A 23,054-nucleotide genomic window follows, 5' to 3' on the forward strand; every position below is an offset into this window, starting at 1 on the left:
GGGCTACCTGGACGCGGACGGGCGGCTGTTCATCTCCGGCCGCGCGGACGACATGATCATCTCGGGGGGAGAGAACGTGTTCCCGAGGGCGGTCGAGGAGGCGCTGGCTTCGCTGCCGGAGGTGGAGGATTCCGCCGTGGTGGGCGTGCCGGACACCGAGTACGGGCAGCGGCTGGTCGCCTTCGTGGTGGCCCGGCCCGGTGCCGCGCTCGACGCCGACGAGGTGCGGGAACACGTCCGGCGGCGGGTCGCGCGGTTCGCGGTGCCCCGTGACGTGGTGTTCGTGGCGGATCTGCCGCGCACCCAGACCGGCAAGGTGCTCAAGCGGGTGCTGCTGGAAAGCGGCTGGTACGCGGGCGGCACCATCACCCCCTGAGCCGCCCCAGGGGCTGCCTGGCCGGGGCCGCAACGGGGTCGGGCCGCCGGACTCCGCCGTGGGAAACGCCTCACGGCGGCCCTTTCTCGTCCCGGGGTGACAGAAAACCGGCCGCCGAATTCGGAGGTGAATGACAAAATCCTCGCGGTCCGATTCCGGGATGACAGTGGACGTCGCGCTTTTCACGCATCGCCGTGACAAGAAGAACCCGATTTCCGGACCGCCTCGGAAAGGCATTGCCGGGGCCGGACCGGCGTGGGTAACGTCGCCGCCGTCCTCTTTCCCCTCACCCCGCCGGGAATCACTTGATGAAGCCGTCCGGTGCCTTTCGCGTCCTGCGTGCGACCGCCGCCGCGGTGGGTGCGGTGACCGCGGCCGCCGTGCTGCCCGCGGCGAACGCCGCGCCCGTCACCGGCTCACCGGCGGGCACGGCGGCGACCGGCAACACCGCGAACACCACGAACACCGCGAACACCGCCGCGGCCCAGCCCGGCGGGCCCTTGCTGACCGCGAAGTTCCTCGTCGACGGGACCTCCCGGATCGCCAGGCTCGGCTCGGATCTGGTGCTGCGGCAGGGCACCTTCGACGCCGGCCTGTACCAGGGCGACGGCACGACGATCCGCATCGAGGGGGATCTCTCGCTGCCCGCCACCCCCGGGTACTTCCTCGCCTTCCGGTTCATGCCGGTCACCAGCCGGGTCGCGCTGCCGCAGGACGGGAAGGCCACCGGCACCGCCGACATCAGCGGCGGGCTGCTCACCCCGAAGATCGACGTGACGGTCCGGGTGTACCTGGAGCTCAGCGAGGTCGCCGAGGACGGGCAGCCCATCGCGGTCGGCCCCGGCTGCCGCACCCGCTCCCCGCTGGTGATCCCGATGCGCGGGCAGACCGCGCTGACCCCCGGCGCCAAGTCCACCCTGGAGTCCACTTTCGACATTCCGCCGTTCACCGGCTGCGGCGTCGGCGAGGACCTGGACCCGCTGATGACCGGCTTGATCTCCGGCCCGGGCAACACGATGAAGACCACGCTCACCACGGTCGGGATCGGCTGATGGGCGCGGGAGTCTCCTTCGGGCGCGGGGCCGCCGCCCAGTTCGGCCAGTTGTGCGCCCTCGGCGCCGACGTGCTGGTGGCGATGTTCCGGCGGCCCGTGCAGTGGCGCGAGTTCGTGCGCCAGTTCTGGTTCGTGGCCAGCGTGTCGATCCTGCCCGCCGCGCTCGTGTCCATCCCGTTCGGCGCGGTGATCACCCTGCAGCTCGGCTCGCTGACCAGCCAGCTCGGCGCCGAGGCGTTCAACGGCGCGGCCAGCGTGCTCGCGGTGATCCAGCAGGCCAGCCCCATCGTGACCACGCTGGTCGTGGCCGGCGCGGGCGGTTCGGCCATCTGCGCCGAACTCGGCTCCCGCACCATCCGCGAGGAGATCGACGCGATGGAGGTGCTCGGGGTTTCGGCGGTGCACCGGCTGGTGGTGCCGAGGGTGCTCGCCGCGACCGTGGTCGCGGTGCTGCTCAACGGGATGGTCGGCTTCGTCGGGGTGAGCGGCGGCTACGTGTTCAACGTGCTCGTGCAGGGCGGCACGCCGGGTGCGTTCCTGGCCAGTTTCTCCTCACTGGCCCAGCTCCCGGACCTGTGGATCGGCGAGATCAAGGCGGTCGCGTTCGGCTTCCTCGCCGGGCTGGTCGCCTCCTACCGCGGCCTGCACCCCAAGGGCGGCGCCAAGGGGGTCGGCGACGTGGTGAACCAGTCCGTGGTGATCACCTTCCTGCTGCTGTTCTTCGTCAACTTCGTGTTCAGCGTGATCTACCTGCGGCTCGTGCCGGCGAAGGGAGCCTGAGTTGACCACTGTCGGCGGCAAGCACCGGCTGCTCACCGCCCAGCGGCCGATGAACGCCTTGGCGCGGCTGGGCGACCAGCTCGCGTTCTTCCTCCGCGCGCTGGCCTGGACCCCGAGGACCCTCACCCGCTATTCGCGCGAGGTGGTGCGGCTGCTGGCCGAGGTCGCCTTCGGCAGCGGCGCGCTCGCCGTCATCGGCGGCACCATCGGCGTGATGGTGGGCCTGTGCGTGTTCACCGGGACCGTGGTGGGGCTGCAGGGTTTTTCGGCGCTCGACCAGATCGGCACCTCGGCCTTCGCGGGCTTTCTGTCCGCCTACTTCAACACCCGCGAGATCGCTCCGCTGGTCGCCGCGCTCGCGCTGTCCTCGACCGTGGGCTCCGGGTTCACCGCGCAACTGGGGGCGATGCGGATCTCCGAGGAGATCGACGCGCTCGAGGTGATGGCCGTGCGCAGCATGCCCTACCTGGTCACCACCCGGGTCATCGCCGGGCTCGTCGCGATCGTGCCGCTGTACGTGGTCGGGCTGCTCACCTCCTACCTCGCCGCCCGCACCACCACGGTGTTCGTCTACGGCCAGTCCCCGGGCACCTACGACCACTACTTCAGCCTGTTCCTGCCGCCGGGGGACGTCGTGTGGTCGTTCGTGAAGGTGTTCGTGTTCAGCGTCGCGATCATCCTCACCCACTGCTTCTACGGCTACCGCGCCAGCGGCGGCCCGGCCGGGGTCGGGGTCGCGGTGGGCCGTTCGGTGCGGACCTCGATCGTCGTGGTCAGCATCCTCGACTTCTTCCTCAGCCTGGTGATCTGGGGTGCCACCACGACCGTGCGGGTGGCCGGATGAGCGAGCGCGGCAGGCGGTGGCGCTACCAGGCGCTGGGGCTGGTGTTCCTGGTCCTGCTGGCGGTGCTCGGCTGGCTCGCGGTGGCCGGCTACCAGAAGCGGTTCACGCCGGTGGTTTCCGTGGTGCTCCTGGCCGACCGGGCGGGCACCCAGCTGAAGGCCAACGCGGACGTGAAGGTGCGCGGGGTGCTGGTCGGTTCGGTGCGCGAGGTGAAGGTCCAGCCGGGCGGGGTCGAGGTCGGCCTCGCCCTGGATCCGGGCCAGGCGGCCGGGATCCCCGGCAACGTCTCGGCCCGGCTGCTGCCGAAAACCCTGTTCGGGCAACGGTATGTGAGCCTCGTGCTGCCGGAGCGGCCCGCCGGGCCGATCGCCGCGGGCACGGTGATCCGGCAGGACCACAGCAAGCCCGCCGTGGAGGTGGAAACGGCGTTGCGGGACCTGCTGCCGGTGCTGCAGGCCGTCCAGCCGCAGAAACTCGCCGGCACGCTGGGGGCGATCGCGCAGGCGCTCGACGGGCGGGGAAGGTCGCTCGGCGAGACGCTGGTGACGCTCAAGGACTATCTCGCGCAGCTCAACCCGGAGCTGCCCCAGTTGCGCGGCGCGATCTCGAAGCTGGCCGACACCGCGGAGGCCTACACGGCGGCGGCACCGGACATCGTGGACGCCCTGGACGACCTGCGCACCACGGCGGGCACGCTCACCCGGCAGCGCGGCGACCTCGCGGACCTGTTCGCCTCGGTCACCGCGACGGCGAACGACGCCACCCGTTTCCTGAACGACAGTGGCCACACCCTGGTCGCGTTGTCCTCGGAGAGTCTGCCCACGCTGCGCCTGTTCGCCGAGTACGCCCCCGAATTCCCTTGCCTGGCCGAGGCCGCGGCCCGGCTGAAGCCCAAAGTGGACAAGGTGCTCGGCGCCGGGACGGCCGAACCGGGCCTGCACGTGGAGATCAAGGTCCGGCAGCCGCCCAAGGGACCCGCCGTCCCGCCCGGCGGACGCGGGCCGCAGTGCGCGTCCGGCGGGTCCCCGGCCCCCGCGGGCGCCCCGGCGGGACAACAGCTGATCACGGAGCTGCTGGCGGGCGCCGAAGGCGTGACGCCGCAGGAGATCCCGGGCTGGGCGGGACTGCTCGCCGGGCCCGTGCTGAGGGGAACGGAGGTGACGCTGCGGTGAGAGGGGGACTGACCGGCCCGCTGTTCAAGGGGCTCGTGTTCACGGTGGTGGCCGTGCTCGCGACGGTGGTGCTCGGGCTCACCATCGCCAACGACTCCGGCGGCGAGACCAGCACCTACCGCGCCCGCTTCACCGACGTCACCTCGCTGAACCCCGGGGACGACATCCGGATGGCGGGGGTGCGGATCGGGCAGGTGGAGCGCATCCGGCTGGTGGACCGGCGCCTGGCCGAGGTCACCTTCACCGTGGACCGGGGCCGCCGGATCTCCGCCACCGCCCAGGCCACCGTCAAGTACCGCAACCTCATCGGCCAGCGCTACATCGCGCTGGAGCAGGGCAGCGCCCCGTTCTCCGGCGGCACCCTGCCGGAAGGCGGGCTGATCCCCCTCGAGCGCACGCATCCGGCCCTGGACCTGACCGCGGTGTTCGACGGGTTCAAACCCCTGTTCCAGGCCCTGTCCCCGGCCGACGTCAACAAGCTCGCGGGAGAGATCGTGCAAGTACTGCAGGGGGAGGGCGGCACGGTCGACGACCTGGTCCGGCACACCGCCTCCCTGACCACCGGACTGGCGGGCCAGGACCAGGTGATCGGGGAGGTGATCGGCAATCTCAACACCGTCCTCGACCGGGTCGACGCCCAGGACGGCAGGCTTTCCCAGCTGCTGCAGGTCACCCAGCAACTGGTCTCGGGACTGGCCGCCAACGCCAAGCCGCTCGGGGAGGCGATCGACGGGATCGGCCGGATGACCGGCAGCACCGCCGATCTCCTCCGCGACGGCCGCGCCCCGCTGCGGGCCGACATCGACGCACTGGGCACCCTGTCGGCGACCCTGGCCGACAACACCCCCGAATTCGAAAAGTTCCTCGGCCACCTGCCCGCCAAGTACGAGGCGATCGGCCGCATCGCCTCCTACGGCTCGTGGCTCAACTTCTACCTGTGCTCGGTGTCCTCGGACGCCGCTCCCGCTCCCGGCGGCGCTCCGGCCGGGGTTCCGGTGACCGAGGCGAGGTGCCGTCGATGAGGTCGTTCCGTTCCCGCAGTCCGGTCCGGATCGGACTGGTCTCCGGTGTCCTGCTGCTGGTCGCCGCCCTGCTCACGCTGTTCTGGGACGACCTGCCCGGCCTCGGCGGGACCACCTACACCGCGGAGTTCGGCGAGGCGGCCGGGCTGAAGGCCGGCGACGAGGTCCGCATCGCCGGGACGAAGGCGGGCAAGGTGACCCGGGTGGCACTGGCGGGCGATCACGTCGAGGTCACCTTCCGCGTCGACGACGCGTGGGTCGGCGACCAGACGGTGGCCGCCATCCACCTGAAGACGGTGCTGGGGGCGAAGGACCTCGCGCTCGATCCCCGCGGCGACCACGACCAGGACCCGGCCCCTCCGATTCCCCTCGCCCGGACCGTCAGCCCCTACGACGTCACCGACGCGTTCGGGGATCTGGCCACCACCGTCGACCAGCTGGACACGAGCAAGCTCGCCGACGCCTTCCGCTCCCTGTCCCAGACCTTCGACGCCACCACCCCCGAGGACGTGCGCGGTGCGCTGACCGGACTCGCGTCGCTGTCCCAGACCATCTCTTCCCGCGACACGCAGTTGAAGCAACTGCTCGCCGGCACCGCGAAGGTGAGCGGTGTGCTCGCCCAGCGCACCGACCAGGTGGCGCAGCTGATCAGCGACGGAACCGTGCTGCTGGGCGAGTTCCAGCGCCGCCGCCAGGCGATCGGCAGCCTGCTGGAGGGCACGCGCAGCCTGGCGCAGCAGGTGAAGGGGCTGATCGACGACAACTCCGCGCGGCTCGGCCCGGCGCTGGAACAGCTGGACCGGGTCACCGACGTGCTGCAGCGCAACCAGAACACGCTCGACCGCAGCCTGAGCCTGGCGGGGCCGTTCTACCGCCTCGTCGGTGACGCCATGGGCAACGGCGCGTGGATCGACACCTACGTGTGCGGGCTCGTCGCCACCGGCACGACGGGCTGCATGCCCCCGAAACCGGGAGGAGGGCACTGATGAAGATCTTCCGGCACCCACGGCGGTCCCGGCTCGCCGCGCTGGCCGCCATCGTGGTGCTGCTGGCCGCCGCGGCCGTGGTCGTCGTGCACGGCACGGCGCGCACCCGCCACTTCACCGCCTACTTCACCACCGCGGTCGGGATCTACGCCGGATCCGAGGTCCGCATCCTCGGCGTCCCGGTGGGCAGCGTGGACAGGGTCGAACCGCAGGGGCAGCAGGTGCGGGTGGAGCTGTCGGTCGACGCGCAGGTGCCGGTCCCGGCGGGCGCCGGGGCGCTGGTGGTCACCCCCAGCCTGGTCAGCGACCGGTATGTGCAGCTCAGCCCCGCCTACACGGGCGGGCCGGAACTGGCCGGGGGCTCGGTGATCCCGGTGGCGCGCACCGCCGTGCCGGTCGAGGTCGACCAGTTGTTCCGCAGCCTCGACCGGCTCACCACCGCGCTCGGCCCGGACGGCGCCAACCGCGCCGGGGCGCTCAACGACCTGCTGGGCAGCCTGGCGAAGGACCTGGCGGGCAACGGGCAGCAGTTCGGCGACGCCGTCCGGCAGCTCGGGCAGGCCGCGGTCACCCTGCGCGATTCCCAGGGCGACGTGTTCTCCACTGTGGACAACATCGGCAGGTTCACGGCCATGCTGGCCGCCCACGACGACCAGATCGGCCGGTTCGCCGACCTGCTGGCGCAGGTCTCGGGCTACCTGGCGGGGGAGCGGGACACCTTCGGCGGCGCGCTGAACGAGCTGGCGGGCGCACTCGGGCAGATCCAGGGTTTCGTGCGGGACAACCGGGCGCGGGTGAAATCCAATGTGGACAAGTTGCTCGGCACCGCGCAGACCCTGGCGCGGCAGCGGGATTCGCTGTCGGAGGCGCTGAGCAGGGCACCGGTGGCGATGAACCGCCTGCTGGCCGCCTACGATCCCGCCGCCGCGACCGTCGACACCCGCGCCGACCTCAACGAGTTCAGCATGGGCCCACCCGTCCTGCCGCTGCCGGGCGGGGGGAGCAACTGATGCGCCGCCGTTTCGCCCGCCGGGCCCTGTCGCTGGCCGCGCTGTGCACCCTCACCACGGGCTGTTCCTTCGGCGGCCTGTATGCCACGCCGCTGCCCGGCGGGGCGGAACTGGGTGATCACCCCTATCACGTCACGGCCGAATTCCGCGACGTGCTCGATCTGGTGCCCCAGTCCGCGGTGCAGGTCGACGACGTGCCGGTCGGGCGGGTCGAACGAATCGGGCTGTCGGACGACGGCCGGACCGCCGAGGTCACGCTCACCGTCAACGGGGACGTGCGGCTGCCCGCGAACGCGACCGCCGAACTGCGCCAGAGCAGCCTGCTGGGGGAGAAGTTCGTCGAACTCGCCGCCCCGGGCGACGAGCAGCCCGCGGGGACACTCGGCGACGGGGCGCGGATCCCGCTGGTCCGCACCAACCGCAACCCGCAGATCGAAGAGGTCCTCGGCGCGCTGTCGATGCTCCTCAACGGGGGCGGGGTGGGCCAGTTGCAGCAGATCAGCCGCGAGCTCGGCACCGCGCTCGGCGGGCGCGAGCCCGCCGTCCGCGCACTGCTGTCCGAATTGGACACCTTCACCGCCGGACTGGACCAGCACCGGGACGAGATCACCCGGGCGCTGCGGAACATCGACCGGTTGTCCGGGTCGCTGGCCGGGCGCTCGGACGAGATCGCCGGGGTGCTGGCCGACCTCGGCCCGGGGATCGAAGTGCTGGCCCGGCAGCGGGACCAGCTGGTCGGCATGGTGAACGCGGTGGGCGGACTGTCCTCTGTGGCCACCGACACCGTCACCCGCAGCAAGGATGATCTGCTCGCCGACCTGCGCGCACTGGAACCGACGTTGCGCAAGCTCAACGACGCCGGGCGGAAGCTGCCGGAGGCGATGGAGCTGCTGCTGACCTTCCCGTTCACCGACTCCGCCCTCGACGCCGTCAAGGGCGACTACCTCAACCTCTATCTGGACTACCACGCCCGCACCGGGCCGCCGCTGCCGCTGGGAGGTGGCTGATGCTCACCCGGAAGATCCGTGTCCAGGTCGTCGTGTTCGCGCTGATCGCACTGACCGGAGTCAGCTATGTCGGCGCCCGCTACGCCGGGCTCGACCGCTGGCTGGGCGCGGGCGGATACGTGGTCCGCGCCGAGCTGGCGGAAGCGGGCGGGCTGTTCACCAATGCGGAGGTGACCTACCAGGGCGTGCCGATCGGCCGCGTCGGCCCGCTGCACCTGACCGGCAGCGGGATCGAAGCGGAGCTGCGGATCGACGCCGGCGCCCCACCCGTGCCCGCCGATCTCGACGCCGTGGTGACGAACCGGTCCGCTGTGGGCGAGCAGTACCTCGACCTGCGGCCGCGGCGCTCCGGCGCGCCCTACCTGACCGGCGGCTCGGTGATCGCGCAGGCCCGCAGCGCCCTGCCGCTGCCCAACGAGCAACTGGTGGTGGACCTGGACCGGCTGGTCTCCTCCGTGCCCCGGGAGGACCTGCGGACCGTGGTGGACGAGCTGTACCAGGCCACGCGGGACACCGGTCCGAGCCTGCAGGCGCTGCTCGACGCCACCACCAGCTTCACCCGCGAGGCGGCCGACCACCTGCCGCAGACGAAGCAACTGATCACCGACGCGAACACCGTGCTGGCCACCCAGGCCGCCAACGCCCAGGCCATCGCCTCGTTCGGTGCCGACGCGAAACGGATCGCCGCCACGCTCAAGGCGGCCGACGGCGACGTGTCCACCATCCTGTCGTCGGCACCGGCCGCGGCCGGGCAGATCGACGCCCTGCTGCGGGAGACCGGGCCGAACCTGTCCGCACTGCTGGCGAACCTGCTCACCACCTCGCAGGTGTTCCTGTCCCGCCGGGACGGGGTGGAGCGGCTCCTCGTGGCCGCCCCCCAGGCGGTCTCCGTCGGTGAGGGCGTGATCGGCGGCGACAAGGCCGGATTCGGCCTGGTCACGACGTTCTTCGACCCGTTGCCCTGCACCGACGGCTACCAGGGCACCCGCTACCGCAACGGACTGGACACCGCACCGGCCCCGCTCAACACCGGCGCGGGCTGCCGCCACTGACTCCACAGACTCCACAGACTCCACAGACTCCACCGCAATCCCGGACACCCCGAAGGAGACCGAAGATGAGACCCCGCCCGCTCGCCGCCGCGCTGGCCGGATTCGCCACACTCACCCTCGCCGCCTGCTCGTCCCACCAGGACGCCTCCGGCGCTTCCGGCAGTGGGGCCGCCGCGGTCAACAGCGCCGCGGTGACCTGGTCCGATCACGTGTGCGAGGTGGTGCGGGCCGGCGGGGTGAAACTGTCGCAACTGCCGGCCGTCGACCCGTCCGCCCCCGCCAGGGCGAAGGACAGCCTGGTGACCTACCTGGGCTCGCTGTCGGAGGCGCTGACCGAACTGGCGGGCGGAATCCAGCGCGAGGGCGTGCCGCCGGTGCACGACGGCCAGGCCACGCTCGAGCGCGCGATGAGCACCCTCGACGCCAGCAAGTCCTCAGTGGACACCGCGAAGGCGAAGCTGGCCGCCGCCGCGGTGACCGACCAGGCCACCTTCGAGCAGGCGGTCCGCGAGGCGAGCACGGCCTTCCAGCGGCTCGGCACCACGGACGGCCCCACCAAGGACCTCAAGGACAACCCCGAACTCGCCCAGGCGTTCACCCAGGCCCCCAACTGCCGCAACCTCGACACCGCCTAGCCGTGAGGGGCCCCGGCAAAGTTCGGTGAGTGTTTGCCGTGAAGGGTCCCTTCACAGTCGATTCGACTGTGAAGGGACCCTTCACGGCGTTCGGCACGAGGGTGGGACAACAAGGCAGTGAGGCGCTCAGGGGGCGAGCAGGCGTTGGGCACGCAGGGCGATCTCCAGGTTCGACCGGCTTTCCGGATCGTTGAGCCGGTCGCCGAACAGCTCCTCCAGCTGCCGCATCCGGTACCGCACGGTCTGCGGGTGCACCCCGAGCCGTTCGGCCATGTCGGGGGCGGTACCGCTGGACTGGAGCCAGGCCAGCAGGGTCCGGCCGAGCCGCTCCCGTTGCTTTTCGGTGCGATCGGCCAGCGGCGCCAGGCAGCGGCGGATCAGCTCCCGGATCAGGAACTCGTCGGAGAGCAGCCACAACTCGGCGAGATGGTCGGTGGCCCGGACCACCGGTCCCGCCTCGATCACCGACCGGGAAGCCAGTTCCATGGTCCGCCGGGCCCAGTGCAGCGACACCGCGGCGTCGGTGAACGGCACCGCCGGACCGATGGCGGCGCGCCAGCCCCGCAGCGCCGCCTCCAGGTAGCCCGCGGGCAGCAGGCTCTCCTCGGCCAGCAGGCAGGGCTGCTTGCCCTCGAGGTCCATCAGGATCTCGCTGTCCAGTTCGGGCGGTTCGAGCTGATGCTGGTCGTCGCGCGGTTCCAGGGCCACCGCGACGATCCGGTCCGGGATCCGCCAGCCGGTGGTGACGGCCAGCGCGGCGATCGCCTTCGGGGAGGCGGGCGGGTCCGCCAGCGCCAGTTCGAGCAGCTGCCGCCGCTGCCGCACCCTGGTGCCCGCGGCCCTGGCCTGCGCGGCGGCGTAGCCCTGCACCGACAGCGCGGAGATCTCGTCCACATAGGAGAAGATCGCCTCCGCGCCGACGCACAGGAATTCGGTGGACAGGCCCAGCGTCTGGCTCACCCCGGCGATGTAGCGCCACGCCACCCGGCCGCCGACCCGGTAGGCCGTCTGCAACTGGTTGAGGGACCGGCCTTCGGAGAACTCCACCTTGCCCAGATGGCGGAAGAGGCTCATCCAGCCTTCCTGCGGGGCGGACGGGTTGCCGAGGTTGTCCAGGCAGTGCCGCACGGCCTGCTGGATCCCCCGCATGATCATCTTGCCGAACGGTCCCTCCAGCGGGCGCGCGTACTCGGGCACCGCGAGCTGGACTTCGCGCAGGATTTCCCCGGCCAGCGCGTCGGCGTGCGGCCGGAACGCGCGAGCGAGTTCCCGGGGCAGCGAGGCCCACAGCCTGCTGGCCCGGCCGATGGGGGCGCCGAGGACGGTTTCGGGCCGCCGTGGTTCGGGCGGGTACCGCCTCGGGTGGGAACCCGTGTCCCGTCGGGCGTCGGGACGCGGGACAGGTCTGCGCGCCGGGCGCGCGGTACCGGCATCGGTGACCATCTTTACCTCTGATCGCAACGAAAACGGGCGGCGCTGCCGTCGCAGCAGATCACTTTTTCCTGGCGGGTCTTCCCGGGAGCAACAACATGGCACCCGGTCTCCGCCTTGGCAAGGATCTTGTGCAGGCTCGGAGCAGGGCGAACGTGCGATCGGCGCAACGCACCGCAGTGCGGTGACACCTGCGCGCCCCGGCTTTCGTCCCCGCCTGACAACTCTCACGTCCCGCCCGCCGCGGCGAGTAGTTCCGTGCGCAGCGCCAGGAGCATGCCGAACCGCTCGTCGGGGTCGTCCAGCCGGCCGCCGAACAGTTCCCGCAACTGGTGCAGCCGTGCCCGTACCGTCTGGGGGTGCACCCGCAGACGCCGGGCGATCTCCGGTGCGCCGCCGCGGGTTTCCAGCCAGGCCAACAGGGTCTGGCCGAGCCGCTCCCGCTGCCGGTCACCGAGCGAGTCCAGCGGGTGCAGCGCGCGGCGGCGCAGCTCGGTGGCGAGGAACTCCTCGCCGAGCAGCCACACCTCGGCCAGGTGGTCGGCACACCACAGGATGGGCGCGTCGGACTCGGGCGGTGGGAGCAGGCACAGCGCGCGGCGCGCCAGGCGGTGCGCGGCCGGGATGTCGGCGAGGGGGACGGTCGGGGACACCGCCGCCCGCCAGCCGTTCCAGCGCCCCGACAACGGCAGCAACTGCCCCCGGGGCCGGGTGGTGAGCAGGCACGGGGTGCTGCTTTCCAGGTCGACGAGCACGTCGTCGTCGAGCAGTTCGACGGGGAAGTCGGCGGTGCCGCCGGAGCCTTCCAGCGCGACCACCGCGGCCTGCTCCGGCAAGGGCCAGCCCGCGCCCCGCGACATGCCGTCCAGCGCGCCGGGAGCGGTCGGCGCGTCCGACAGCAGCAGTTCGAGCAGCTGCTTGCGGCGCCGCTCGATGGTGCCGCCCGCCAGGGCCTGGGTTTCGCTGTAGCCCTCCAATGCGGTGGCCGACAGCTCCTCCACATAGGCGAAGATGATCTCCGCGGAGTGGGCCAGCACCTGCGGCGAGGCGCCCGCTCGCCGCAGGACGGGGGCCACGTACTGCCACGCGACCCTGGCCCCGATGCGGGCGGCGGCCTGCAGTGAGTCCAGGCTGCGGCCTTCGAGGTATTCCAGACGCCCGCGGGTGCGGAACATCTCCACCCATTCGTTGTGCACGATGCCGGGATTGCCGATGCTGTCGATGACGTGGCGCACTGCCTCCTCGAAGCCCTCGGAGAAGACCTTGCCGAAGGTCCCGGTCAGCGGCCGGGAATAGGCGGGGACGGAGCGCTGCACCTCGTGCATGATCGCGGCCGCGATGCGGCCGGCGTGGGGGCGCAGCTCCAGGGAGAGCCAGCGCGGGCCGGACGCGAGCAGTTCGGCGTTGCGGTTGCGGACCAGGGCCTGACCACCTTTCGTCACCGTGGGAGATCGTCGATGTTACGACGGTTCGTCATGGTGGTGAACGAGGAAAGCGCTCTCGGGAATCGATCCGCGCGGAAATTGTCAGATGCCGACGAATTCCGGTGTGGCCCGGTCGTTTTGCGGTTCACACCGGCGCGGCAACGGTCCCGGCGCTATTCGAGGCCGTCGCGCCCGGCCCATTCCAGCAGCGTGTCCAGCGAGTACACCGCTTCGTCGATACCCGCCTGCAGGTCCGAGAGGCGGGCGAACCGGCCGGGAACCGTGGCGATGGTGCAGTCGCCGGGTTCGACGTCGTCGAGCTCGTCCCAGGTGATCGGGGTGGACACGGTCGCCTCGGGCACGCCGCGCACCGAATAGGCGGCGGCGAGGGTGTGGTCGCGGGTGTTCTGGTTGAAGTCCACGAACACCAGGGCCGGATCGCGGTCCTTGCGCCACCACGTGGTGGTCACGTCGCGCGGGGCCCGGCGTTCGACCTCCCGGGCGAAGGCGAGCGCGGCTCGCCGGACCTCCGGGAAACCCCAGCGCGGTTCGATCCGCACGGAGATGTGCAGGCCGCGGCCCCCGGAGGTCTTGGGCCAGCCGGTCGCGCCCAGTTCGCCGAGGATCTCCTGGGCCACGTGCGCGACCCGCCGCACCCGGTCGAATCCGCAGTCGGGACCCGGATCGAGGTCGATGCGCCATTCGTCGGGCCGTTCGGTGTCGGCCCGCCGCGAGTTCCAGGGGTGGAACTCGACGGTGGACATCTGCACCGCCCAGATCACGGCGGCCAGTTCGGTCACGCACAACTCGTCGGCATGGCGGTGGTAGCGGGGGAAGTGCACCCGCACGGTCTCCAGCCACGGCGGAGCCCCCTGCGGGATCCGTTTCTGGTGCACCTTTTCCCCCGCGACCCCGGACGGGTAGCGGTGCAGCATGCACGGCCGGTCCCGGAGGGCACGCACGATGCCCTCGCCCACCGACAGGTAGTAGTGCGCGAGGTCGAGCTTGGTTTCGCCGCGGGCCGGGAAATAGACCCGGTCCGGATGCGTGATCCGGACCGTGCGCTCGCCGACCTCGAGGTCCACCGCGGAATCCTGCGCCATGGACCGAACCTAGCGCCGGCGGCTCCTTCCGGCGCGCGAAACGCGGCGGCGGGTCAGCCTGCCAGTGCCAGCAGGGACCGGCGCTGCTCGGGTTCGCGGAGCCGGGCCAGCGCCTCTTCCTCCAGCCGCCGTGCCTGCGCCCGCGTCACCCCGGCGTGCTCGGCGGTGTCCTTGAGCGTGCGCTCGCGGCCGTCGTAGAGCCCGTAGCGCAGGGTCAGGACCTTCTTCGCCAGCGGCGGAAGGCTGTCGAGCACCTCGGCCAGCCGTGCCGCCGAGGCCTGCCGCTCGATCGCCTCGCCCACCGGGTCGGCTTCGATGTCGCCGAGCAGTTCGCCCAGATCGGTGTCACCGTCGTCGCCGACGGGCGTGTCCAGGCTCGCCGCGACCCGGCCGACGTCCCGCAGTTCGCTCACGCGCGCGACCGGCAGGGACGCCGCCTCCGCGAGCTCCGCCACGGTCGGCTCGTGGTCGAGGTCCCGCCGCAGGGCGGCCTCCACCCGCTCGAGCTTGAGCAGCTGGTCGTTGGTGTGCTCCGGCAGGCGGATGGTGCGTCCGCCGAAGGCCACGCCGCGCTGGATCGCCTGCCGGATCCACCACATCGCGTAGGTCGAGAACTTGTAGCCCTTGGTGTAGTCGAACTTCTCCACCGCGTGGATCAGGCCGAGGTTGCCTTCCTGGATCAAATCGCCCAGCGGCAGCATGTGGTCGCGCCGTTTCCGGGCCGCGGCCACCACCAGGCGCAGGTTGGCCTGGATCATGTGACTGCGTGCCCGTTCGCCGTCGCGCACCACCGCGGCCAGGTCCCGCCGGTCCCTGGCAGGCTCCTGCTCACCGGCGTCGGCCCGCCGCAGCAGTTCCGCGGCGTAGACACCGGCCTCGATCCGCTTGGCGAGCTCGACCTCTTCGGTGGCCGAAAGCAGCGGGATGGCGCCGATAGCATTGAGGTAGCTGCCCACGGCGTCCGGTTCACCGGTCCGCGGCTGCGCCCGCCGGGAGGGCGCGGTTGTGGTGACTTTCGACAATGGTTTTCACCCCCGTTGAGGATCTGCCTGGTTCAACGGTGAGTGGGGTGGTGGCATTCCGTCGCATCGGTCACGTTCCGCGAGCACATCCGCCCGCCGGCCCCCTGTTCGTCCTGGTCGCCGTCCACCGGTCGCCACGGACCGTCGCGATTTCACCCGGAACGGGTGAGATGCGCCGGGCATGCGCTGGGCCGTGAGGGGTCCCCTCACGGTCGATACGAGCCGTGGGGGTCCCGTCACGGCTCGCCGTGGCCTGCCCGGGGGCCTATTCGCGTCCCCGCACGATGGTCGGCTCGAATTCGGCGTCGTCCCACAGCCGTTGTTCCGGCAGTGACTCGCCGTCGGAGCCTTCACGCTGGGTCTCCAGCAGGGCGGGATCGGTAGGCCGGACGGTTTCCATGATCACTCCTTTGCGCGCGCGGAATGCCTGGGCGAGGGGTTTCCGGGTTACGGCGTGGAAAACTCCCCGCTTTGGGGGGTGAACCGTCACCCGGGCTGGTTGCGCAAAGTGAGATCACCATTAGGCTGCACCTGCGCGGTTGAGCCCACAGCCGTCCTTCGGCAGTAGTTTCCCGTGCCGGCCGGCTTACCCAGAAGGGGGCAGCTGCCATGAGCCGCGAAGAGTTCCGTCCCACCGGTCCGGTGCCGGGGCAGCGCCCGCCGGCCGGCGCGCTGGGCCTGCGGGTGCGGCGGCCGAACCCCGGCCAGGCCGTGCTCGAGGTCTCGGGCGAGCTCGACATGGCCACCGCGCCGCAACTCGCTCGCGCCCTGGACGAGCTGCGTTCCTCGCCGGACCGCGTGCTCCTGGTGGATCTCGCCGGTGTCGGGTTCCTGGGCTCGTCGGGCCTGGCGGTACTGGTGAACCTGCATCGCGAACTCGAACCCGGGCGCCTCCTGCGCATCGTGGCGCCTTCGCGCGACGCGTACCGGGCCTTCGCCGTGACCGGGCTGGCGGGCGAACTGCCGCTCTACCGCAGCTACGAAGACGCCCTCGCCACCCTGTGATCAGCGCTCGCCGCACCGCCTGATCGCGTCCCTGACCGGGGCTCCCTCATCCCGACTGCGGGTCCACGTCGTTGTGCGGGTCGCCGGTCGAGGTGCCCTGTTCGCCGCGCCGCACCTGCCGCTGCTCCTCCGGCGACTCACTGTCGTCCGGACGTCGCCTGTGGCCACCGGTCGCCTGGTCCTCGGAAGACGTCATGGCCCCCGCCTACCCGGCCGGGGCGGCGCGCAAACGGGCGCGGTCCGCGGCGGCCTTCTCCGGCGCCGGTGCCGGCCCGCTGCTCGCCCGGCTGAAACGGTCGTTCCGGCCTACGCTGGCTGTACGTGGTGACGGGCGTCACTCACGTCCGCCGCCGCCCCCGGTTCAGTGACGAAACGAGGTGGCTGCATCCATGACCGGAAACAAGGCCGTGGCCTACGTGGGAAAGGGCTCGGTCGAGGTACAGGACATCGACTATCCGACCTTCAAACTGAGTGACGGGCCCGGAGTGAACCAGGCCAACGTCGGCCGCGAATGTCACCACGGCGTGATCCTCAAGAACGTGGCGACCAACATCTGCGGCAGCGACCAGCACATGGTACGGGGCCGCACCACCGCGCCGGAGGGGCTGGTCCTGGGACACGAGATCACCGGTGAGGTGGTCGAGGTCGGCCGGGACGTCGAGTTCATCAAGCAGGGCGACCTCGTCTCGGTGCCGTTCAACATCGCCTGCGGGCGGTGCCGCAACTGCAAGGAGGGCAAGACCGGGATCTGCCTGAACGTCAACCCGGACCGGCCGGGCTCGGCGTACGGGTACGTCGACATGGGCGGCTGGGTCGGCGGGCAGGCCGAGTACGTGCTGGTGCCCTACGCGGACTGGAATCTGCTGAAGTTCCCCGACAAGGAACAGGCGATGGAGAAGATCCTGGACCTGGCGATGCTGTCGGACATCTTCCCCACCGGGTTCCACGGCTGTGTTTCCGCCGGTGTCACCGTCGGGTCCACCGTCTACGTCGCGGGAGCGGGCCCGGTGGGCCTGGCCGCGGCGGCTTCGGCCCAGCTGCTCGGCGCGGCCGTGGTCATCGTCGGTGACCTCAACGGCGACCGGCTCGCGCAGGCCCGCAGTTTCGGCTGCGAGACCGTCGACGTGTCGCAGGGCGACCCCAAGGCCCAGATCGAACAGATCCTCGGCGTGCCCGAGGTGGACTGCGGTGTGGACGCGGTCGGCTTCGAGGCCCGCGGGCACGGGCGTGAAGCGGGTACGGAGAAGCCGGCCACGGTGCTCAACTCGCTGATGGACGTCACCCGGGCCGGCGGGGCACTGGGCATCCCGGGCCTCTACGTCACCGGTGATCCCGGAGCGGCCGACGAGGCCGCGCGCGTGGGTTCGCTGTCCATCCGGATCGGCCTCGGCTGGGCGAAATCGCACGAGTTCACCACCGGCCAGTGCCCGGTGATGCGCTATCACCGCCGTCTCATGATGGCCATTCTCAACGATCGGGTGCAGATCGCGAAGGCCGTCAACGCCACCCCGATCCCGCTGTCGGAGGCGCCGCGCGGATACCACGAATTCGACGTGGGGGCCGCCCGCAAGTACGTCCTCGACCCGCACAACATGCTGCACACCTCCTCCTGACGCCCGGCCGCCGGCCAAAGCGGTGAAGGGTCCCTTCCGGGTCGAATCGACCGGGAAGGGACCCTTCACCGCTGCGCCCTTTTCCCGGTGCCTGCGAAAGCGGGTCGTACATTAGGGTGTCCGGACGGATCCGCGCGGGCGGACGCGCACAGGGGCGGAGGTTCGGTTCGTGACGGACGGAGAAGAGCGCGAAATACGCGGCCGGGACGAAACCGGCCGGGAGGCCGGTTCCGCCGAAGGGCGGCGGCGCCGGAAGCGGATCTGGCGGCGGGTGCGGCGCACGCTGTACGTGCTGGCCGGGCTGGCCGTGCTCGGCCCGGTGGTGGCCTTCGTCATCACGTACTTCCTGGTCAGCGTGCCCGATCCGAACGCGCTCGCGGCCAGTGAGAACCAGCCGGTGACCCTGTACTACGCCGACGGCTCGATGCTCTACGCCCGGTCCGGCCCGGCGAGCCACCAGCTCGTCACCTGGGACCAGATCCCGCAGACGATGAAGAACGCGCAGATGGCCGCCGAGGACGAGACGTTCATGACGAACTCGGGGTTCGACCTGAAGGCCATCGCGCGCACCGTGTGGAACCGGCTGACCGGGGGTACCGGGGGTGGTTCGACCATCGGGCAGGAATACGTCAAGAACGCCACGGGCAACGATTCGCCGACGCTGAGGCGCAAGTTCGTCGAAATGGTCGAGTCGTACAAGATGACCCGGACCTATTCGAAGGAGGACATCCTCACCGCCTATCTCAACACCGTCTATTTCGGACGAAGTGCCTACGGGGTGCAGGCCGCGGCGCACGCGTACTTCGACGAGGACGTCAGCAAGCTGACCACCGAGCAGTCCGCGCTGCTGGCCGGTCTGGTGCAGCTGCCGGGCCAGGCGAACAACGAGGCGTACCAGCACAAGCGCTTCACCTACGTGATGGGGCGGTTGCTGGCCAACCACTGGATCACGCAGGCCGAGCACGACTCGGCGCAGTTCCCCACCCCGGTCCCCGACGGGGCGAACGGCGGATCGAGCCTGTCCGACCGCCAGTTCATCGTCTCCCAGGTGTTCGCGGAGCTGGCGCAGCACGGTTACAACGAGGAGCAGCTGACCACCTCGGGGGCGAAGATCTACACCACGATCCGGCCGGACGCGCAGGCCGACGCCGAGGCTTCGGTGGGCCGGATCATGGCCGCGGACAAGGAGTATCCGGACGAGGGGTCGGCGCTGGTCTCGGCCGATCCCGTGACCGGGGAGATCCTGGCCTACTACGGTGGGGACGGTTCGACCACCTACGACCTGGCGACCACCCCGCAGCAGCCGGGTTCGTCGTTCAAGCCGTACGTCCTGGCGGCGGGGCTGCGTGCCGATCCGCAGAACATCGGCCTGGACACCGTTTACGACGGTAGCGACAACCAGGTCATCGCCGGGCAGACGGTGCACAACTCCGACGGGGAGGGTTCGCCGCACATCACGGTCAAGGACGCGATGACCGAGTCGGTGAACACGGTGTTCTACCGGATGGGGGCGCAGGTCGGGGTCGAGGCGGTGCGCCAGGCGGCGTGGGACGCGGGGATCCCGCGCCAGATCACGCCCGCGCTCGGCGTGCCGTTCGACTCACTGCAGAACGACGACCCCGCCACCGGCCGGGGGACCGGCACCACCGAACTGGGCATTTCGATCGGCCAGTACCCGGTGCGGCCGCTGGACCAGGCCCAGGGCTACGCCACCTTCGCCTCGGGCGGCCAGTACGTGCCGCTTCACCTGGTCTCCAGGGTCACCGGTGCCGACGGCGGCCAGCTCTACGGGTTCACCACCCCGCCCAGACCGGCGTTCGACTCCGATCCCGCGACCAACGCCGCCATCGCGGGTACGGTGACCGAGTCGTTGAGCGACGTCGCGTCGTCGTCCGGGGACGGGCTGGCGGGGGACCGGCCCGTCGCGGCGAAGACGGGCACGGCGCAGCTGGGCAACACCGGGCATAACTCCGAGGCGTGGATGGTGGGTTACACGCCGCAGATCGTCACCGCGGTGTGGTTCGGCAACAAGAAACAACCCGCGGCGATCTACGGCAACTACCACAACGGGAAGGGCAGGGAACACGGCTACGACGTCTACGGGCGCGAGGAACCCGGCTACATCTGGCAGGCCTTCATGGACGCCTACCTCAACGGGAAGCCGGTGACGCAGTTCCCCGAGGTGTCCCTGATCACCGGGATGGCCCCGAGCACCACCCAGCCGCCGCCACCGACGAGCGACACCCTCGAGCCGACCAGTGACCTGCCCTCGCCGACCTCGGAGCCGCCGAGCTCGAGCTGGCAACGCCCGCCGTTCAGCTGGCCGCACTGGCCCACGCCGCCGACCTGCCTGCCCGACTGCCCGACTTCGGTCAGCCCGACCAGCACGAGCCGCCACCGCCCGGTGCACGGGTAGGGCGTGTGGGGGAAGTGGTTCGCGTGGCGGTGCCCGTGACCGCTCAGGCGCCGACGGGGAGCCGGTGCAGGTTCAGGGTTCCGTCGGCCGGACCGCCGCCGGTCCAGGCGCCGGTGGCGGCCGTCCAGGTCTGCCCGTCGAAGGCGATCCGGTCGATCCCGAACCGGACCGCGTTCGCCACCAGCCACGAGGCCAGGCTCCAGCCCTGACCGCGCTCGTGCGCCCCGCTCACCGCGCTGGTGCCGAGCTCGGCGGACGCGGTGGCGGCCAGGTCGCCGGCCGAGGGGGCCAGCACCAGGTTGTGGCAGGTGAGCGCGGCGGGGGTCTCCCCGGTCAGCGCTCCGGCGAGGGCGCGGGCTTCGGCTTCCCACTGCGCGTAGGCCCCGGGGGCGGCGGACCGCTGCACGAGCTGGGCCGCCTCCGTCACGGTCAGCTGCGCCCAGTTCGGCTGGGCGCGCAGACGGCGGAAGAACGACTCCGAGGCGTGGATCGGGTCGGTGACCTGGGCGTAGGTGCCCCAGCCCTGGCTGGGGCGCTGCTGGAACAGCCCCGCGGAGTCGAGGTCGCCGCCGGTGAGGTTACGCAGCTTGGACTCCTGGAACGCGGTGGCGAGCGCGACCGTGACGGCATGGTCAGGCATGCCGCTGCGCAGCCCGACCCCGGCGATGGTGGCCGCGTTCTGGGCCTGGTCCGGGGTCAGTGCCCAGTGGTCCGCGTTGTCCGCGCTGGCCACCGTGCAGCCCGGTGCCGGGGGACGGCGCGTGCTCAGCACGAGCCAGACCGTGCCCGCGGTGACCACCGCCAGCACCAGCACCACGAGACCCCAGCGGGGAATGCGCACCAGGCCCCTCCTCCTCGTCGCCACGGCCATCGCCAGCTAACCCGAGATGCCTGAGAACCGGCTGTGGAAACGACCGCACCTTCCTCCGCCACGCGGGGGTGTCGCCGCGCCGTACCGCCGGCGGCTCCGCCGCTTCGATTCAGGTCCTAGCGGAGGAAGCGGACGATGGTGTCGATCAGCACGAACGGCGGCTGCTGGACGGCCGGGATGTCGGGCGTGACCGGGTAGGTCCGTTCCTGGAAGACCACCGGCGCGGACGCCTGCAGGGCGAGCCGGGGCGGATCGCCCTGCAGGGTCACCGACAGGGCGGTGTGGTCAACGAGGCGGGCGACCGTCGAGCCGTGCGGAGCGGGGTGGGCGAACCGGGCCCCGGAGCCGAGGTAGAAGGCATCGGCTCCGGCGTCGACCTCACGCCAGCCCGTGTCGGCCCCGGCGACCTGCCGGGGGTCCCGGGCGGCTTCGTGCAACGCCTCGACCACCTGGCGGATCGCCTCCGGCACCGGCACCTCGAGGTTGATCGGCTGGGTCGTCTCGTAGAGGGTGAACCGGGTGCGGCCGGGGCGCGGTGGCAGCAGGAACAGGTGCACCACCCCGGGAGCCCGCGCCGCCCGCATCGACCGCACGAGCTCACCCAGCACCAGACCGCGAAACCGGGCCGCCCGGCCCTCGTCGAAGCCGGCCAGCACCGTGGTCAGCGTCCTCGTTCGCGGCCGGTCCGTGTCGCCCCCGGCGGGGGGCTGTTCTCGATCCGGCACGGCGAGAAGTCTCGCGCAGCGGTACCGGGGCAGGTCAGGTGGGGTCGGGTCAGTGCTGGGTTTCGCCCGCAACGGGTGTTTCGCTTCCGCAGGAGTCGCTGGGCCATGGCACGGCGGGACGCGCCTGCGGCGCACTCGCGGCGGTGACCGCTCCCGCCCGGGGCAGGCGTGTTCGGCACTCTCGGCGGCAGGCCGGTTCCCGCGATCACAGCGGCGCCCCGCCGGTGCGCGAGCCCTTCCTGCTGGCGGGAATGGCGAGGCAAACCACCTCTTCCGGTGCTCCTTTTGGTCCTTAAAGGACAATCGTGTTCTGCTTCTCAAAACTGCTTGATGGCAAGGGTTTTCCGGTTGCATGTCCACAAAGGACGCTTATTGCGATGGCGTCCCGATCGTGCGTCACACCGCTGAGTGGACCGCTCCCCATTGCCTCGGTTTCCGGATGCGTAGAGGCCGTGAACGGTGTGGTCTTTGTTGCGCTTGCGTTTTTCGGGGCTACTGCGGCTCCGTCGGTAATTCAGGGAAGGAAGAGAATGGACAAACCAGTTACCTGGGCCCAGTGCGTGGCCTGGACGAGGAGGAAGCGGGCGCCCGTGCGCGGGATGGCGGCCCTGGGTATTGCGGTGGCCGCCACACTGGGACTGGCCTGGCCCGCCTCGGCCGACACGATCGCCGGGGGTAGCGCCGGGACCACCGGTGCCACCCCCGTCAACGCGGCGCGGCCGCACCCGCTGGGCGCCCCCGTGAGCGAGAACCTGGCCAACGGTCAGGCGAAGCCGCAGGCCACGCCGGTCCCAGGCCAGGCGCAGGGGGTGGCGCGAGTACCGGCTGCCTCGGCGCTCCGGCCCGGTGCCGTTGTGCCGGGCGTACCGGGCATGTCGCCCCTGTCGGCCTTGTCGGGTCTGTCGGCCCTGCCGGGCCTGTCCGGTCTGCCGGGTCTGTCCGGCCTGCCCGGCGTGCCTGGCCTGCCCGGCGGTGTGATCCAGCCGGGCGTGCCGGGTCTGCCGGGTGCCGGCCTGCAGCCCGCGGCGGCTGTCCCGACCGCGGCGACTGTCCCGGCTGCGGCGGCTGTCCCGGCTGGGGCGGCTGTCCCGGCCGCGGCGATTCGGCCGACCGCGGCAAGCACGCCGACCGCGGCAAGCAGGCCGACCGCGGCAAGCACGCCGACCGCGGCAAGCACGCCCAGCGTGGCGAGTGCGCAGCCGGCCGCGAGCGCGTCGCTCGGCCTGGCCGGGACCTTGGGCGTGCTGCTCGGCTCGTGAGCCGCACCCCGTGAAGCGGTCCGGCCTGCGGGTCACCGTTCGGTGGTCCGCCTGCCGGAACGACGCGGGTGGTACCGGGTCCGCCACAGCCCGGTGCCACCCGCGGGCAACACCGGTGCGGGGAACCCGTCGTCCCCGCACCGATCATCCTCTGGTGTTCCTCAGTAGTGAAGGCCATCGTCGCGGCGCCCCCGCCGTGACGGTGGTCTTCACGCCTTCCCCGCCGCGCCCGGGCTTTTGGCGATAC

23 protein-coding genes are annotated in these 23,054 nt (G+C 71.4%); 15 read left to right on the plus strand and 8 right to left on the minus strand.

Annotated features, from left to right (window positions below):
• The 11 genes from FNH05_RS08530 to FNH05_RS08580 all read left to right on the plus strand — a co-directional run.
• On the plus strand, positions 1 to 376 hold a 376-nt coding region (locus FNH05_RS08530), incomplete at its 5' end, for an AMP-binding enzyme (RefSeq protein ID WP_425458427.1).
• 308 nt (positions 377 to 684) lie between these two features.
• On the plus strand, positions 685 to 1,428 hold the full coding sequence (locus FNH05_RS08535) for a hypothetical protein (protein WP_144586787.1): 744 nt from the start codon (positions 685 to 687) through the stop codon (positions 1,426 to 1,428).
• Positions 1,428 to 2,210: an MlaE family ABC transporter permease gene (locus tag FNH05_RS08540; RefSeq protein ID WP_144586788.1), complete on the plus strand. Its 783-nt coding sequence runs from the start codon at positions 1,428 to 1,430 to the stop codon at positions 2,208 to 2,210. Before FNH05_RS08535 ends, FNH05_RS08540 begins: the two co-directional genes overlap by 1 nt.
• Before the next feature lie 49 nt (positions 2,211 to 2,259).
• Positions 2,260 to 3,054, plus strand: coding sequence for an MlaE family ABC transporter permease (locus FNH05_RS08545; RefSeq protein WP_144586803.1), 795 nt, complete (start codon positions 2,260 to 2,262; stop codon positions 3,052 to 3,054).
• Positions 3,051 to 4,226: an MCE family protein gene (locus FNH05_RS08550; RefSeq protein WP_144586789.1), complete on the plus strand. Its 1,176-nt coding sequence runs from the start codon at positions 3,051 to 3,053 to the stop codon at positions 4,224 to 4,226. The genes FNH05_RS08545 and FNH05_RS08550 overlap by 4 nt, the downstream gene beginning before the upstream one ends.
• Complete coding sequence (locus tag FNH05_RS08555) at positions 4,223 to 5,248, plus strand: MCE family protein (RefSeq protein WP_246127608.1); 1,026 nt, start codon at positions 4,223 to 4,225, stop codon at positions 5,246 to 5,248. Before FNH05_RS08550 ends, FNH05_RS08555 begins: the two co-directional genes overlap by 4 nt.
• Positions 5,245 to 6,234 (plus strand): MCE family protein, encoded by a 990-nt coding sequence (locus FNH05_RS08560; protein WP_144586790.1) that lies wholly within the window; start codon positions 5,245 to 5,247, stop codon positions 6,232 to 6,234. Before FNH05_RS08555 ends, FNH05_RS08560 begins: the two co-directional genes overlap by 4 nt.
• Entirely contained in the window at positions 6,234 to 7,244 is a 1,011-nt protein-coding gene (locus FNH05_RS08565; RefSeq protein WP_144586791.1) for an MCE family protein, read from the plus strand. Before FNH05_RS08560 ends, FNH05_RS08565 begins: the two co-directional genes overlap by 1 nt.
• The gene (locus FNH05_RS08570) at positions 7,244 to 8,251 is read left to right on the plus strand and encodes an MCE family protein (protein WP_144586792.1); all 1,008 of its coding nucleotides are present in this window, start codon (positions 7,244 to 7,246) and stop codon (positions 8,249 to 8,251) included. The genes FNH05_RS08565 and FNH05_RS08570 overlap by 1 nt, the downstream gene beginning before the upstream one ends.
• Entirely contained in the window at positions 8,251 to 9,303 is a 1,053-nt protein-coding gene (locus FNH05_RS08575; RefSeq protein ID WP_144586793.1) for an MCE family protein, read from the plus strand. The genes FNH05_RS08570 and FNH05_RS08575 overlap by 1 nt, the downstream gene beginning before the upstream one ends.
• A 65-nt stretch (positions 9,304 to 9,368) precedes the next feature.
• A complete protein-coding gene (locus tag FNH05_RS08580) occupies positions 9,369 to 9,938 on the plus strand; it encodes a hypothetical protein (protein WP_144586794.1) in 570 nt (189 codons plus the stop codon).
• Positions 9,939 to 10,064: 126 nt separating this feature from the next.
• Here FNH05_RS08580 and FNH05_RS08585 read toward each other — a convergent pair whose 3' ends face one another.
• From FNH05_RS08585 to FNH05_RS39720, 5 genes are all read right to left on the minus strand, one after another.
• Positions 10,065 to 11,381 (minus strand): PucR-like N-terminal domain-containing protein, encoded by a 1,317-nt coding sequence (locus tag FNH05_RS08585; RefSeq protein ID WP_144586795.1) that lies wholly within the window; start codon positions 11,379 to 11,381, stop codon positions 10,065 to 10,067.
• 215 nt (positions 11,382 to 11,596) lie between these two features.
• The gene (locus FNH05_RS08590; protein WP_246127609.1) at positions 11,597 to 12,811 is read right to left on the minus strand and encodes a PucR family transcriptional regulator; all 1,215 of its coding nucleotides are present in this window, start codon (positions 12,809 to 12,811) and stop codon (positions 11,597 to 11,599) included.
• Between the two features lie 155 nt (positions 12,812 to 12,966).
• Positions 12,967 to 13,896: a non-homologous end-joining DNA ligase gene (gene ligD / locus FNH05_RS08595; protein ID WP_144586796.1), complete on the minus strand. Its 930-nt coding sequence runs from the start codon at positions 13,894 to 13,896 to the stop codon at positions 12,967 to 12,969.
• A gap of 53 nt (positions 13,897 to 13,949) precedes the next feature.
• Positions 13,950 to 14,918, minus strand: a complete 969-nt coding sequence (locus FNH05_RS08600) for a sigma-70 family RNA polymerase sigma factor (protein ID WP_144586797.1) — start codon at positions 14,916 to 14,918, stop codon at positions 13,950 to 13,952.
• Between the two features lie 265 nt (positions 14,919 to 15,183).
• On the minus strand, positions 15,184 to 15,318 hold the full coding sequence (locus tag FNH05_RS39720; RefSeq protein ID WP_281287598.1) for a hypothetical protein: 135 nt from the start codon (positions 15,316 to 15,318) through the stop codon (positions 15,184 to 15,186).
• Positions 15,319 to 15,527: 209 nt separating this feature from the next.
• Between FNH05_RS39720 and FNH05_RS08605 the strand changes: the two genes are divergently transcribed.
• Positions 15,528 to 15,923, plus strand: a complete 396-nt coding sequence (locus tag FNH05_RS08605) for an STAS domain-containing protein (RefSeq protein WP_144586798.1) — start codon at positions 15,528 to 15,530, stop codon at positions 15,921 to 15,923.
• A 46-nt stretch (positions 15,924 to 15,969) separates the two neighbouring features.
• On the opposite strand, the gene FNH05_RS37900 is transcribed toward FNH05_RS08605, so the two are convergent.
• Positions 15,970 to 16,119, minus strand: a complete 150-nt coding sequence (locus tag FNH05_RS37900; protein ID WP_186382448.1) for a hypothetical protein — start codon at positions 16,117 to 16,119, stop codon at positions 15,970 to 15,972.
• A 193-nt stretch (positions 16,120 to 16,312) separates the two neighbouring features.
• Between FNH05_RS37900 and fdhA the strand changes: the two genes are divergently transcribed.
• Both fdhA and FNH05_RS08615 read left to right on the plus strand, forming a co-directional pair.
• Entirely contained in the window at positions 16,313 to 17,536 is a 1,224-nt protein-coding gene (gene fdhA, locus FNH05_RS08610) for a formaldehyde dehydrogenase, glutathione-independent (protein WP_144586799.1), read from the plus strand.
• A 169-nt stretch (positions 17,537 to 17,705) separates the two neighbouring features.
• On the plus strand, positions 17,706 to 19,952 hold the full coding sequence (locus FNH05_RS08615; RefSeq protein WP_144586800.1) for a transglycosylase domain-containing protein: 2,247 nt from the start codon (positions 17,706 to 17,708) through the stop codon (positions 19,950 to 19,952).
• 43 nt (positions 19,953 to 19,995) lie between these two features.
• Here the strand turns inward: FNH05_RS08615 and FNH05_RS08620 are convergent, their stop codons facing one another.
• Positions 19,996 to 20,793, minus strand: a complete 798-nt coding sequence (locus tag FNH05_RS08620) for a hypothetical protein (RefSeq protein ID WP_246127610.1) — start codon at positions 20,791 to 20,793, stop codon at positions 19,996 to 19,998.
• Between the two features lie 146 nt (positions 20,794 to 20,939).
• Positions 20,940 to 21,548: a hypothetical protein gene (locus FNH05_RS08625; RefSeq protein ID WP_144586802.1), complete on the minus strand. Its 609-nt coding sequence runs from the start codon at positions 21,546 to 21,548 to the stop codon at positions 20,940 to 20,942.
• Positions 21,549 to 22,078: 530 nt separating this feature from the next.
• Here FNH05_RS08625 and FNH05_RS37905 point away from each other — a divergent pair.
• Positions 22,079 to 22,807, plus strand: a complete 729-nt coding sequence (locus FNH05_RS37905) for a hypothetical protein (RefSeq protein ID WP_186382449.1) — start codon at positions 22,079 to 22,081, stop codon at positions 22,805 to 22,807.
• Positions 22,808 to 23,054 lie beyond the last annotated feature (247 nt).

It is taken from the genome of Amycolatopsis rhizosphaerae, assembly GCF_007713715.1.
Classification (GTDB): Bacteria; Actinomycetota; Actinomycetes; order Mycobacteriales; family Pseudonocardiaceae; genus Amycolatopsis_E; species Amycolatopsis_E rhizosphaerae.

Bases quoted from the DNA above. Each gene is read 5' to 3' on its own strand.
- FNH05_RS08535 (WP_144586787.1), top strand. From the start codon at position 685: ATGAAGCCGTCCGGTGCCTTTCGCGTCCTGCGTGCGACCGCCGCCGCG.
- FNH05_RS08540 (WP_144586788.1), top strand. From the start codon at position 1,428: ATGGGCGCGGGAGTCTCCTTCGGGCGCGGGGCCGCCGCCCAGTTCGGC.
- FNH05_RS08545 (WP_144586803.1), top strand. From the start codon at position 2,260: ATGAACGCCTTGGCGCGGCTGGGCGACCAGCTCGCGTTCTTCCTCCGC.
- FNH05_RS08550 (WP_144586789.1), top strand. From the start codon at position 3,051: ATGAGCGAGCGCGGCAGGCGGTGGCGCTACCAGGCGCTGGGGCTGGTG.
- FNH05_RS08560 (WP_144586790.1), top strand. From the start codon at position 5,245: ATGAGGTCGTTCCGTTCCCGCAGTCCGGTCCGGATCGGACTGGTCTCC.
- FNH05_RS08565 (WP_144586791.1), top strand. From the start codon at position 6,234: ATGAAGATCTTCCGGCACCCACGGCGGTCCCGGCTCGCCGCGCTGGCC.
- FNH05_RS08570 (WP_144586792.1), top strand. From the start codon at position 7,244: ATGCGCCGCCGTTTCGCCCGCCGGGCCCTGTCGCTGGCCGCGCTGTGC.
- FNH05_RS08575 (WP_144586793.1), top strand. From the start codon at position 8,251: ATGCTCACCCGGAAGATCCGTGTCCAGGTCGTCGTGTTCGCGCTGATC.
- FNH05_RS08580 (WP_144586794.1), top strand. From the start codon at position 9,369: ATGAGACCCCGCCCGCTCGCCGCCGCGCTGGCCGGATTCGCCACACTC.
- FNH05_RS08585 (WP_144586795.1), bottom strand. From the start codon at position 11,381: ATGGTCACCGATGCCGGTACCGCGCGCCCGGCGCGCAGACCTGTCCCG.
- ligD (WP_144586796.1), bottom strand. From the start codon at position 13,896: ATGGCGCAGGATTCCGCGGTGGACCTCGAGGTCGGCGAGCGCACGGTC.
- FNH05_RS39720 (WP_281287598.1), bottom strand. From the start codon at position 15,318: ATGGAAACCGTCCGGCCTACCGATCCCGCCCTGCTGGAGACCCAGCGT.
- FNH05_RS08605 (WP_144586798.1), top strand. From the start codon at position 15,528: ATGAGCCGCGAAGAGTTCCGTCCCACCGGTCCGGTGCCGGGGCAGCGC.
- FNH05_RS37900 (WP_186382448.1), bottom strand. From the start codon at position 16,119: ATGACGTCTTCCGAGGACCAGGCGACCGGTGGCCACAGGCGACGTCCG.
- fdhA (WP_144586799.1), top strand. From the start codon at position 16,313: ATGACCGGAAACAAGGCCGTGGCCTACGTGGGAAAGGGCTCGGTCGAG.
- FNH05_RS37905 (WP_186382449.1), top strand. From the start codon at position 22,079: ATGGACAAACCAGTTACCTGGGCCCAGTGCGTGGCCTGGACGAGGAGG.